The organism is Brevibacterium sp. CS2, from assembly GCF_005280295.1.
Lineage (GTDB): Bacteria > Actinomycetota > Actinomycetes > Actinomycetales > Brevibacteriaceae > Brevibacterium > Brevibacterium pityocampae.
In genome coordinates, this window is record NZ_CP040020.1 from 3188964 (window position 1) to 3201239 (window position 12276).

The 12276-nt window shown below is 71.7% G+C and carries 10 protein-coding genes and 1 pseudogene; 4 read left to right on the forward strand and 7 right to left on the reverse strand.

The window, feature by feature from the left end; translation table 11 throughout:
• Positions 1-157 precede the first annotated feature (157 nt).
• Both mnmA and FDF13_RS14310 read right to left on the reverse strand, forming a co-directional pair.
• Positions 158-1412, reverse strand: a pseudogene (gene mnmA / locus FDF13_RS14305) (tRNA 2-thiouridine(34) synthase MnmA).
• A complete protein-coding gene (locus tag FDF13_RS14310) occupies positions 1409-2650 on the reverse strand; it encodes a cysteine desulfurase family protein (RefSeq protein ID WP_137320237.1) in 1242 nt (413 codons plus the stop codon). The pseudogene mnmA and the gene FDF13_RS14310 overlap by 4 nt, the downstream one beginning before the upstream one ends.
• A gap of 82 nt (positions 2651-2732) precedes the next feature.
• Between FDF13_RS14310 and FDF13_RS14315 the strand changes: the two genes are divergently transcribed.
• Positions 2733-4121 (forward strand): MFS transporter, encoded by a 1389-nt coding sequence (locus FDF13_RS14315; RefSeq protein ID WP_137320238.1) that lies wholly within the window; start codon positions 2733-2735, stop codon positions 4119-4121.
• Here the strand turns inward: FDF13_RS14315 and FDF13_RS14320 are convergent.
• Positions 4115-5026: a glutamate ABC transporter substrate-binding protein gene (locus FDF13_RS14320; RefSeq protein WP_137320239.1), complete on the reverse strand. Its 912-nt coding sequence runs from the start codon at positions 5024-5026 to the stop codon at positions 4115-4117. The genes FDF13_RS14315 and FDF13_RS14320 overlap by 7 nt on opposite strands.
• A 147-nt stretch (positions 5027-5173) precedes the next feature.
• Between FDF13_RS14320 and FDF13_RS14325 the strand changes: the two genes are divergently transcribed.
• Positions 5174-5524, forward strand: coding sequence for a hypothetical protein (locus FDF13_RS14325; RefSeq protein ID WP_137320240.1), 351 nt, complete (start codon positions 5174-5176; stop codon positions 5522-5524).
• Entirely contained in the window at positions 5515-5979 is a 465-nt protein-coding gene (locus FDF13_RS14330; RefSeq protein WP_302630561.1) for a hypothetical protein, read from the forward strand. Before FDF13_RS14325 ends, FDF13_RS14330 begins: the two co-directional genes overlap by 10 nt.
• Positions 5980-6027: 48 nt before the next feature.
• Here the strand turns inward: FDF13_RS14330 and FDF13_RS14335 are convergent, their stop codons facing one another.
• The 3 genes from FDF13_RS14335 to FDF13_RS14345 are packed head-to-tail and all read right to left on the reverse strand — an operon-like array spanning position 6028 to position 10378.
• Positions 6028-7716, reverse strand: a complete 1689-nt coding sequence (locus FDF13_RS14335) for a hypothetical protein (protein WP_137320241.1) — start codon at positions 7714-7716, stop codon at positions 6028-6030.
• A gap of 8 nt (positions 7717-7724) precedes the next feature.
• Positions 7725-8678 carry a tetratricopeptide repeat protein gene (locus FDF13_RS14340; RefSeq protein ID WP_137320242.1) on the reverse strand — a complete coding sequence of 318 codons (954 nt, stop codon included), beginning with the start codon at positions 8676-8678 and terminating at the stop codon, positions 7725-7727.
• A gap of 56 nt (positions 8679-8734) precedes the next feature.
• Entirely contained in the window at positions 8735-10378 is a 1644-nt protein-coding gene (locus FDF13_RS14345) for a hypothetical protein (protein ID WP_254668827.1), read from the reverse strand.
• Positions 10379-10625: 247 nt separating this feature from the next.
• Between FDF13_RS14345 and orn the strand changes: the two genes are divergently transcribed.
• Entirely contained in the window at positions 10626-11192 is a 567-nt protein-coding gene (gene orn / locus FDF13_RS14350) for an oligoribonuclease (RefSeq protein WP_254668986.1), read from the forward strand.
• Positions 11193-11207: 15 nt separating this feature from the next.
• Here the strand turns inward: orn and FDF13_RS14355 are convergent, their stop codons facing one another.
• A complete protein-coding gene (locus FDF13_RS14355) occupies positions 11208-12161 on the reverse strand; it encodes a hypothetical protein (protein WP_137320244.1) in 954 nt (317 codons plus the stop codon).
• Between the last annotated feature and the right edge of the window lie 115 nt (positions 12162-12276).

Consider the following 12276-nt stretch of genomic DNA (forward strand, 5'->3'; position numbering starts at 1 on the left):
CGTCATGCCCCCGGGGCACTGCCGGGGGGCCGGGCGGGGTCCGTCACCGGGGACCGCGGTGCAGAACAGGGGGCCGCCGACCGCCGTCGGTCATGACGATCTGGACCTCGGCATCGGTGAGGGTGCGGCGTCCCCGGCAACCCGCCGGCGCGGGGCCTCAGACCGCCGCGGTGCTGCGGTGCGCGCGATCGATCGTCGACTGGCCTAGCACCCGGGTGCCGCGGTAGACGACCATGGTCTGCCCCGGGGCCACCCCGGACAGGGGGCGTTCGGTGACGACGTGCATGAGCTAAGCCGGGCGGGCGGGAGCGGGGCACGGTGATGGCCGCGGGGTCGGAGGGTTCCCCTGCCCCCGTCACGGTGGCGGTCGCCTCCGCCTCGGCGTCCTCCGCCTCAGCGCTGTGCTCGCCGTCCCCCACCTCAGTGATGAGCTCACCGAGCCACATCCGGGCCGGCACCGGGTCGGCATGGGCTCGGATCTGCACCTCGCAGTCGATCGCCTGGGACTCCGCGTAGCCGACGTCCGCCGGGGGCGCGCCGCACCACGAGGTGCGGATCCCGTCGAGGCGGTCGACGGACAGCTCCCTGCGCGGACCGACCGTCACGGTATTCTCCCGCGAGTCGAGGTCGACGACGTAGCGCGGCTTCCCGTCCGCCGCCGGCCGCTCGATCCGAAGGCCCTTGCGCTGCCCGATCGTGTAGGTCATCGCGCCCTCGTGCTCGCCGAGCACGGCCCCCTCGGTGTCCTTGATGAGGCCGGGGCGCATGGGGATCTTGTCGGATAGCCACGCCTTCGTGTCCCCGTCGGGGATGAAGCAGATGTCGTAGGAGTCGGGCTTGTCCGCCACCGGGAAGCCGCGTTCGCGGGCCTCGGCGCGGACCTCAGCCTTCGCCGTCGCCGCGCCGATCGGGAAGAAGCAGTGGCGCAGCTGCTCGGCGGTGAGCACGCCGAGCACATAGGACTGGTCCTTGTTGAGATCGAGGCCGCGGTGGAGCTCGGGGGTGCCATCGGCCCCCTCGATGATCTCCGCGTAGTGGCCCGTGGCGACCGCGTCGAAGCCGAGCGCGAGCGCCCGGTCAAGGAGGGCGGCGAACTTGATCTTCTCGTTGCAGCGCATGCACGGGTTCGGGGTGCGGCCCTGCGAGTACTCGGCGATGAAGTCGTCGACGACGTCCTCCTTGAACCGCTCGGAGAAGTCCCACACGTAGAACGGGATGCCGAGCAGGCCCGCCACCCGGTGGGCGTCGCGGGAGTCCTCGATCGTGCAGCACCCGCGCGAGCCGGTGCGCAGGGTGCCCGGCATCCGGGAGAGCGCGAGGTGCACGCCGACGACCTCGTGCCCGGCGTCGACCGCGCGGGCGGCGGCGACGGCCGAGTCGACGCCTCCTGACATCGCGGCGAGGATCCTCATGCCGGGGCCCCCGATGCCATGCCGGCCCGGCGGGCGCGCACGACGATCTCCGGCAGCGCGGCGAGGAGGCGATCGACGTCGGCCTCGCTCGTCTCCGGGCCGAGTGTGAAGCGCTGGCAGGCGCGCGCGGTCGGCTCGTCGCGCCCGCAGGCGAGCAGCACTTCCGAGGGCCGCGACACCCCGGCCGAGCAGGCCGAACCCGCCGAGGTCGCGAAGCCGGCAGCGTCGAAGCCGAAGATCAGGGTGTCGCCCTCGCACCCGGGGAACACGAAGTGGACGTTGTTCGGCAGCCGGCCCGCGCCGGGCGGGCCGGACAGCTCGGCCTCGGGGACCGCCGCGGTGATCCCGTCGATGAGCCGGTCGCGGAGCGCGGCCATGTGCCCCGCCCGGGCCGGCAGGTCCGCGGTCGCGGCGGTCGCGGCGGCGGCGAAGGCGACGGCCCCGGCCACGTCGAGGGTCCCTGAGCGCACGGAGCGCTCCTGCCCGCCGCCGTGGAGCACCGGCTCCGGTGCCAGGTCGCGGCCGAGCACGAGCGCGCCGATGCCCACCGGGCCGCCGATCTTGTGAGCGGTCACCGTCATCGCGTCGACGCCGACTGCGGCGAAGTCGAGCGGGAGCTGGCCGAATGCCTGCACCGCGTCGGTGTGCACTGGCACCCGGTGAGCGCGGGCGAGCGCGGCGACCTCCGCGATCGGCTGCACCGTGCCGATCTCGTTGTTCGCCGCCATCACCGACACGAGCGCGGTCCGATCCGGATCCGCCGTGAGCGCCGCCTCGTACGCCGCGAGGTCGAGGCGGCCGTCGGCATCGACGGGGATCCGCACGACCTCGGCACCGAGCCCGGTGAGCCAGTCGGCAGCCTCGGACACGGCGGGGTGCTCGATCGCGGAGATGAGGATGCGGGGGCGCGGTGGCGAGGAGTGTTCGCCGCCGCTGGGCTCCTCGCCCGAGGAGGCGTCACCCGCGCTGCCGACATCGGCGTTGCGCAGCCTCCACAGCCCCTTGATCGCGAGGTTGTCCGCCTCCGTGCCGCCGGAGGTGAGGACGACCTCGGCCGGGGTGCTCGCGTCGACGGCCCGTGCGATGTCCTCACGGGCCTGCTCGATCCTCATCCGGGCGGCCTGGCCCTCCGCGTGGAGGGACGAGGGGTTGGCTGCGCGCCGGAGCTCCGCGGTGTACGCGTCGAGCACGTCCGGCGGCATCGGCGAGGTGGCGGCATGGTCGAAGTAGGTGCGCATCGTGGGCGATTCTACGCGGCGTCCCGTCCACCAGGCGACCCCGCCGAACGCCGCGGCCGGGCCTCGTCCTACCATTCCTCTCATGACTTCCACCCCTGCGAGGACCGCCGAGGCCGCTCCGCGCTCGGCCGTCCGGCGCGTCGCGCTGGCCTCGGGCATCGGCAACGCGATCGAGCTGTACGACTTCATCATCTACGGCCTCGCCTCGGCGATCGTGTTCAACCAGGTCTTCTTCGTCACCGAGGACCCGCTCGTCGGCACCCTCATCGCCTTCCTCACCATGGGTGCCGGCTTCCTGTCCCGCCCGCTCGGCGGGCTCGTATTCGGCCACTTCGGCGACCGCCTCGGGCGCAAGTCGATGCTCGTCATCACCCTCACCGCGACCGGCGTGTGCACCTTCCTCATCGGCCTCGTGCCGGCGACCGCCGAGATCGGTCTCGCCGCGCCGTTCATCGTGCTCGCGCTCCGCCTGCTCCAGGGCTTCTTCATGGGCGGGGAGCAGGGCGGCGCCTTCGTCATGGTGACCGAGCACGCCCCGGCCGGCACGAAGTCGTTCTACGGCGGCTGGGCGACGGGCGGCTCCCCGCTCGGCTCGATCCTCGGCACGCTGTCCTTCACGCTCGCGGCCTCGGCCACGGGGGATGCGTTCCTCGACTGGGGCTGGCGGCTGCCGTTCTTCGCCTCCGCCGTCCTCGTGCTCGTCGGTCTCTACATCCGGCTGCGCCTCGACGAGTCGCCCGAGTTCACCGCGCTCGAGCGCACCGACTCGACGGCGGCCGCGCCCCTCGTCGAGGTGGTGGGCACCGCCGGCATGTTCGTGCTCGCCGGGATCCTCCTCAACATGGGCTTCAACCTCACGATCTTCATCATCAACACCTTCTCCATGGCATTCGGCACGGAGGCGCTCGGGATGGAGCGCTCGACGATCCTCACCGCCGGGCTCATCGGCTCCGCGGTGCACCTCGTCACCTGCCTCACCGCCGCCTATCTGGGTGACCGGCTGGGGATGACGCGGGTGATGGGGATCGGGACCGTGCTCCTCATCGCCTGGGCGTTCCCGTTCTTCTGGTTCTTCTCCTCGGCCACCGCGACGGGTGCCACGATCGCGATCGTCGGCGGCTACGCGTTCGCCGGCATCGTGTGGGGACCCATGGCGTACTGGTTCACCGCACTGTTCGCCCCGCGCTTCCGCTACTCGGGCGTGTCCGTGTCGTTCCAGGTCGGAGCGGTGCTCGGCGGCGGCCTGTCCCCCTCGGTGTCGACCTGGCTGCTCCAGATCTCCGACGGCGCGACCTGGCCGATCTCGGTCTACCTCGTCATCGGCGGCCTGCTCGCCCTCATCGGCCTGACGATGGGCCGGACCCGCATCGCACAGATGCAGCGGCCCGCCGTCGGGCAGGCTGCCGGGCAGCCCCCGGCCCTGCAGTCCCCAGCCCAGCAGCCCTCGGCTCACCGGCCTTCGGCTCAGTAGTCCTCGGTCGCCGGCTGCTCGACACCGCTGCTGTCGCCGAGCGTCGACTCGAAGGCCTCGACCCAGGTGCCGTCCTCGCGTGCCTGCTCGAGGATCTCGTTGATCGCGGTCCGCAGCTCCTGCTCGTCCTTGGGCATGCCGATGCCGTAGGGCTCCTCGGAGAAGGGTTCACCGACGACCCGCATCTCGTCCCCGTACTGTGCGGCGTACCCGCGCAGGATCGAGTCGTCGGTGGTGACGGCGTCGACGTTGCCGGCCTGCAGGTCGTTGATGCACTTGGGGTAGGCGTCGTAGGTCACGAGGTCGGCCTCGGGGTAGTCGGTCTCGATCCGCATCGCGGTGGTCGAGGCGTCCGCGGAGCACACCGTGGTCCCGGCGAGGTCGTCGGGACCGTTGATCTCCGAATCCGAGAGGACGAGCAGGTCCTGGCCCGCCATGTAGTAGGGGCCGGCGAAGTCGATGACCTGCTTGCGCTCGTCGTTGATCGTGTAGCTCGCGACGACGAGGTCGACGGTGCGCTGCTGGAGGAACGGCTCGCGGTTGGGCGTGACGGTCTCGATGAACTCGATGTCCTCGGGAGCGAATCCGATCCCCGCGGCGACGAGCTTCGCGATCTCGACGTCGAAGCCCTCGGGCAGCTCGGAGCCGACCTCGACGTTGGCGAGCCCCGGCTGGTCGTACTTGACGCCGATCCGGATCGTCCCGCGGTCGCTCGCGGCCTTCCAGGTCTCGGACTCCTCGAGGGAGAAGTCGTCGGCGACGGTGTACTCCGGGGTGTCGCCGCCGGCCGCGCCGCCCTCTCCGGATCCTTCACCGCCGGGAGTGCCGGACTGCCCGCAGCCCGCGAGCGCGAGTGCGAGTGCTCCCGTCGCCGCCAGCGCTGTGATCCACCGTGTGCGCGTCATCGCCATCTCCCGTGCCCCTTGTCCCCGAGTCTGCACCGCACGTGCGGCCCTGCAGTGATTGTGACATCGACCACACCTGCCTCCGGGGACCTGGTGGCGATCGTTGCCCCTTCGTGATCCGCTGCGCGCCCTCGGTAGACTGGTCCGGTGCTCACTGCCCTGACCTATCTGCTCTTCGCGTACTCTGCGGTCCTCACCGTGTGGGCGCTCGTCCTCACGATCCGGAACACCGCTGCGGGCAAGGGGCTGCTCGGCGCGACCGGCGGCCTGCTCGTGCTCCTCATCGTGCAGCTCGTCGTGTCGATCGCGCTGTGGGGCCGGGCCGACGGCACCGATCCGCTGCTCTTCTTCGGCTACCTCTTCACCGCGCTGCTGCTCGTCCCGCTCGCCGGGTTCTGGGCGTTCGCGGAGCTCAGCCGCTGGGGGCCGGCCGTGGTCGCCGCCGCGGCGGTCACCGTGTTCGTCATGATCGAGAGGATGGACCAGATTTGGCTCTGAGGACGCGCCGCTCCGCACCCGGCACCACCGGCACGGCCACCGGTGGGCGGCCGGGCTGGTCGGCCATGCACTCCGGTCCCGGCCGGGCGCTCACCGCCGTCTACGGCGTGTTCGCCCTCGCCGCGTCCGCGCGCGCCGGGTACCAGATCATCCGCGAGTTCGACGAGGCGCCGACCGCCTACACGCTGTCGGCCGTCGCTGCGGTCGTCTACATCATCGCCACGGTGTGCCTGGTCATCGGCAACCGCACCACCCACCGGATCGCGATCGCGTCCTGCCTCATCGAGCTTCTCGGAGTGCTCGTCGTCGGTGTGCTGAGCTTCACCCATCCCGAGGTGTTCCGGGCCCCCAGCGTGTGGTCCGGGTTCGGGATCGGGTACGGATTCATCCCGCTCGTGCTCCCGGTCGTCGGCCTGTGGTGGCTGGCACGCGTCGACCGCCGGGTGCGCGGCTGAGACCGTCCGGCCGCGGATGGCCCGGTCCCCGCGGCGGCGCAGCCCCGCTCAGTCCTCGGAGGTCTGCGAGGACAGGAGGAACCAGTCGGAGCCGTACACGGTGTTCTCCGCGCCGGCGCTCGTGAGCAGGTAGGGCAGGGAGGCGTCGATCTGCACGGTGTTGCCGCCGCCGTCGTTCGTCATCACGGCTTCGACGGCAGTGCCCATGTCGATCGAGAAGTCCCCGGGCACCGAGAGCGTGATCGTGCACTGCACCTCGCCGAAGGACACTGCACCGGCCTCCGTCTCGAGCGCGTAGGTGCTCAGCGGCACCTCGGTGTACGGCTCGCATGTCACCCCGACGTCCTCGAAGGCGTTGTCGCCCTCGGAGAACTGGTCGACGTACTCGCGGAAGCTCGAGAAGGTGTCGGTCGGGTAGGCGAACTCGACCGGGCTCTCCGGCAGCGTCCCGGTCTCGAGGAACCCGTCGAGCTGCGCGGCGGCGGCCGCCGCCACGTCCTGGTGCGCATCGGGTGCGAGGGGCACCGCGCCGTCGCCGCCGGCGAGCAGGGTGGGCACGGCTTCGCGCGGGACGAACAGCGACTGGGCGGCCTTCCAGTCCTCGGCGGCGGACTCGCGGGTGACGAGCATCGCCTGCACGGACTCGCCCTCCCCCGGGTCGCCGAACCCGATGAACCACATCGGGTACTCGTCGAACATCGGCCCGCCGGCGACGACCTCGGTGAAGGCCACTGCTGACAGCGTCTGCTCCTCGGCGCGGGCGATGAGCACCTCGGCGCGGGTGCGCCCGAGCAGCGGCCCGGTCTGGATGCCGTCGAGCTCCTCCTGGTCCCCGGCGAGGGTCGCGTCGAGCGCCTCGGTGTAGTCCGTCATGAAGGTCCCGGCATCGCCCGGGCGCAGCGCCGGCCGCTCGTACGGGGTGAGCTCCGGCTCGGCGGGTTGGGCGATCGGCAGGGGCAGCTGGGAGCAGCCGGACAGCACCAGGGCCATCGCCGAGGCGCCGGCCGCGGTGCCGCCGAGTCGTCCGGACCCTTTGCCGGGCCGCCGGGCAGGTGCCGGGCGGTCGCCACTGCCCTTGCCTGTGCCCCGGCCATCGCCTGTGCCCTTGCGCTTGGGGAGCTTGGGCGGCGGGCGCAGCCGGGTGTTCCACCAGCGGAGCAGGAAGAACACCGCGAGTCCGAACGCGAGCACTGCGACTGCGAAGCCGAGCAGGCTGAAGCCGAACACTCCCTCGACGTCCATGCTCAGCCTCACCGTGGTGCCGTCGAGGGTGGCGTCCGGGTCCGCCGGTGCGATGACGACCATCTGCGGTGCGGCATCGAGGTCGAAGCGATGGGACACGGCGGTGCCGGTGTCGCTCGCCAGCCACCAATCGCGCGTCGCGGCAGGCGTCACCGGCTGCGGCTCCCCGGGGACGGACCGGTGGCTCAGCACACCCGGGAACTCGACGCCGGTGATCGTCTCGTGGGCGACCCCGGTGAGGTAGTTCTCGGTGTCGACGCCGCTCGCGGTGCCGATGAACAGCTCGGTGTCGCTCTCGGCGGTGATCGCCGCCGTGGACCCCTCGTAGGGCACCTGCTGCTCGTCGAGCACGACGGCGTAGGTCCCGTCGGCGACGGTGAAGGGTTCGGTCTCGGTGACGTCGTCGGTGCCGGTGACCGCGACCGCGGAGACCGCGAGCGCGGTCACCGCGAGTCCGATCACCGCGCACACGGCGGCCAGGATGAGGCGCAGCATCCGGTCCTCTAGAACAGGGACCGCATGAGGCGGGCGCGGGCCTTGACGACGCGCGGATCGGTGCCGCCGACGACCTCGAACAGCTCGAGCAGACGGACCCGCACGGTCTCCTTCTCCTCCCCCGCGCTCGTCGTGAGGACGGTGACGAGGCGGGAGAACGCGTCGTCGACGTGCCCGCCGGCGAGGTCGAGGTCGGCGCAGTCGAGCGCGGCGGGCACCGAGCGCGGGTCGGCGGCCGCGGCATCCCGCACGGCCTGGGGGTCGAGGTCGCGGGTGCGCTGGAGGAGGCCGACCCGGGCGAGCCCGACCTTCGCGTCCTCGTCGGCGGGTGCCTCCGCGAGGGCCTTCCGGTAGACCTCGGCGGCGGTGTCGAGGTCGCCGGCCTCGAGCGCGGCGAGCGCCTCCGGGTGGGCGGGTTCGGGTTCGGCCGCGGTCTGGCCGCGCGGCACCGCGATCTTCGTCATCCCGGCCTGTGCGGCGGCCTGGAGGAGCTGGTCGAAGACCTGGCGCACCTGGGGCTCGGGCTGCGCGCCCTGGAACAGCGGAACCGGCTGGCCCTGGACGATCGCGACGACGGTCGGAATCGACTGCACCTGGAACATCTGCTGGATGCGCGGGTTCGCGTCGACATCGACCTTGGCGAGCACCACCCGGCCGCCGAGGTCGGCCACCACTCGGTCGAGGACCGGGGAGAGCTGCTTGCACGGCCCGCACCAGTCGGCCCACAGGTCGATGACGACGGGGACGTCGGAGGAGAGCTGCACGACGTCGTTGAAGGTCTCCTCGGTGACGTCGAAGACGAGGGCGGGGACCTCGACGGCGTTGTCCGGCAGGGCACCGCCGGCCGCGTCACCGGTCGTCGGGGCGGTGGCGCCGTGCTGGGTGCGCACAGCGGAGAGATCGAGCCCCTGCTGCGGCTGGGCAGGAGACTGGGGGTCCGGGTGCTGGGGCGGCTGCGTCACGGGATGTCCTTTCGGGCGGTGTCGGCGGGCGGATGGTTCGGCGGGCCGGGGTGGGATCAGCGGGCGAGCTCGGCGTCGGCGAGCACATCGGAGACGCCGACGAGGGCGATCTGCGCGTTGCCGTCGGCGGGGACGGTGAACGACACGACCTGGAGGTTCTTCGTCACGAGCTTCCGGCTCGTCGTGCTCTCCCCGACGATCGACTTCTGCGGCTCGGGGATCGTCAGCGAGCCGGTGCGGCCCTCGACGGACTCCGGGGCGATCGTCGTCGTCACGGTGATGAGCCCGGTGACGATCGCACCGCCGTCGGCGGTCTGCTGGGCAGCGAGCTGGTTGCCCTCGGCCGGGGCGTACTCGAACTCGATGGTGCCGTTGCCCTCGGACAGCGCCTCGCGCTGGGAGGTCTGCGCGCGCTCCACCTGCTTCCGGAAGGCGTCCTCGGCGAAGTCACCGGCGAAGCGGGAGTCGTCGCCGTTCTGGAGCACGTCGGCGTACTGGCGCACGGTGTCCTCCGGAGTCTTCTTCAGACCCGCCTGGTCCGGTGCCAGGAGCTGGGACCCCTGGCGCGCATCGGCGACCTCGGGGATCGCCGCACCGGGCAGCAGCACGCTCTGCGACCACAGCTTGTAGTCGGCGCGCGCGTTCTCCTGCGACAGCACGAGGAGCTGCGATTGGCCCGACCCGCTGTCGGAGGTGATCGCGCTCGTCACGCGCGGCCACTGGTCCGTCGCCGAGGTGAAGTTCACAGTGATCGATTCGGCAGCGACGGCCGGGGGCAGCTCGTAGTCCTCCGCCTTGTCCTTGACGGCGTAGGCGGACTGCCGCTGCTCGAGGAACGGCCCGGCCGCGCGGGCGGCGAGCGCATCGGCGTGGAGCTGTTCGTCGGACGCGGCGACGGAATCCGCGATCTCCGTGATGACGCGTTCGAGCTGGGCATCGGTGACGACGGCGGGTGCGGTCTCCGGCGGGTCCGAGGGCGCAGGCGTCGGGAGCTCGGCGGGTCCGCCGCAGCCAGCGAGTGCGATGACGGGGACGATCGCGAAGGCGGCTCCGGTCTCCGCGAGCCTGCGGCGCCTCTCACGGCGGGCCTCCCGGCGCTGCTTCTCCTTCTGCGCGCGGCGCAGGTCCATGAAGCCGAGCACGAGGCCGAGCGCGACGAGGATCCCGCCGATGATCATGAGCGGCAGCGCCCACGGGGTCTCGGCGTGGTTGGGCCAGCTGATCTCCACGGAGGAGGCTGCGGGCGATTCGCCGTCGGAGGCGATGAGGAACGCGGTGCGCGCGGGCTCGGAGTCCCAGTCGAGGACGATCTCGCCCTCGCCGCTGAGCTGGGACTCGAACAGGTCGCCGTTCGCCGGGTCCGCGGTCTCGCCCTCGCCGCCGCCGGTCTCGACCGCCAGGGTCGATTCGTCGGCGAGCCCGGTGATGCGCGAGTGCGGGGTCTCCCCCACCCAGATGTCGATGTTCTCCTTCGAGGCCTGCGACAGCGTGAGCTCGCCCTCGCTCTGCACGGTGAGCGTGGCCGGCGTGTCGTAGAGGTTGAGCACCCCCGGCTCGATGACGAGCAGCGGGCCCGGCTCGCTCAGCGAGGCGGAGGCCGTGATCGTCTCGTCCGGTGCCCAGGCGGTCTGCTGCAGGATGCCGATCGCGCCGACGATCAGACCGGCGACGATGAGCAGTCCCGAGACAACGTAGCGCACGCATTCCCCTTCGTCGTAGCCGCGCAGGGCATCCGCCGCGTGCGCGTTCCTCAGTCTAGATGACGGGTCCGCCAAGCGTGCGGAACCCTGCCCCGGAGGACGGCAGTCGACGGTACACACCCCGCCTGACATTTCGATGACAGCGCCCGTGGCGCACCTCACACCGGCTCGCCTCCGGTGTCCTCACCGGTCGACGACGTAGGATCGAGGCGTGGCTACCGACAGAATCGTATGGATCGACTGCGAGATGACCGGCCTCGAGGTCGGCACCGATGAGCTCATCGAGGTCGCCTGTCTGGTGACGGACTTCGACCTCGGGATCGTCGACGAGGGCGTCGACGTCGTCGTCAAGCCCTCGCAGGCGGCGCTCGACAACATGAACGCGTTCGTCACCGGGATGCACACGACCTCCGGGCTGCTCCCGCTGCTCGACGACGGGGTCACCGTCGCCGAGGCGCAGGACACCGTCCTCGATTACATCCGCTCCCATGTCAAGGAGCCGGGGAAGGCCCCGCTCGGCGGCAACTCCGTGGGCACCGACAAGACCTTCCTGTCGGTGCAGATGCCCGAGCTCGTCGACCACCTGCACTACCGGATCATCGACGTGTCCTCGATCAAGGAGCTCGCCAAGCGCTGGTTCCCCAAGGCCTACTTCAACGCCCCGGGGAAGACCGGCGGCCACCGTGCGCTCGGCGACATCAAGGACTCGATCGCCGAACTCGCCTACTACCGCGAGATCGTCTTCCGTACCGAGGGGCCGACGAGCGACGAGGCGATCGCCGCCGCCCGCCGGGTGTCGTCCGACCAGGGCTGAGGCGCCGACCCGCGCCTACGCCCGGTCGGCCTGCTCCCGGCTGGTGAGACCCGAGCCGGTGGCGAACAGCTTCTGCGGGAACGCGCCCTGGGCGACGAGGATCTTCGCGAAGTCCTTCGCCTGCCCGTCGAGCTCCGCGAGGCGCTCGTCCGACAGCGCCTCCCACGACAGCGCGACCGAGGCGTCGGTCGCCTGCTCGATCTCCTCGCGCAGCGCCGCGGCCTCGTCGGTGATCCGGGCCTCGTCCCCGGCACCGAGCACGAGTCCGCGCTCGCGCAGCGACTCGACCGCGGCGTTCCACTCCTCCTCCGACCAGCCGCGGCTCTTGCGCGCGGCGGACGGACGGAACGAGGTACCGGTGAGGCAGTGGAGGACGATCGCCTCGAGCCCGGACAGGTCGTGGGTGATGAGGGCGCCGATGTGTCCGTCCCCGCGGTACTCGCGCAGCAGCGTCGCCGCGCTCCACAGGTCGAGGAACGGCTGCACGGCGGGATCCTGGGCCTGCACGCCCGGCGCGAGCGCCTCCTGGTGGGCGGCGAACAGCGTCCGGCCGTCGGGTAGCAGAGCGGTGAGCACAGGGTCGAGTGCGTCGACGAGGTGCTGGGCGAGCGCGGGCAGCTCCGGGCTGCGACCGCCCGGCGCCTCGGGTCCGAAGGCGCCGGCGAGGAACTGCTCCACCCCGGCCAGGCGCGCGGCGTGCACCGTCTCCGGGGCGGCGGTGTCCCAGCACTCCGGAACGAACCGGCGGATGCAGGCCGGGTTGAAGCTGTAGAAGGTCGCCGCGACCACGGAGGCCGGGACCCGGCCGAGCGGGGCTGCGCGCCCGGCGAAGTAGATCGCCGAGGGGTGCGTCACCCCGGTGCCGGCGATCGCCTCGCCGACGGGGCGGGCGAAGTACGTGGCCGAGTGGACGGATTCGACGCGCTTGGACAGTCGGCGGATGAGGTCGCGCCGTTGGGAGTTCACCATGTGCCCACTCTACTGAGCAGTGATCCGCATCACCACTCTCCGGCCCGGCGCACCGGTCGTACAAGCAGATTTCATCTGTTCGGCAGGTCCGCGCCACCGCGTGCACCGCTGCCGG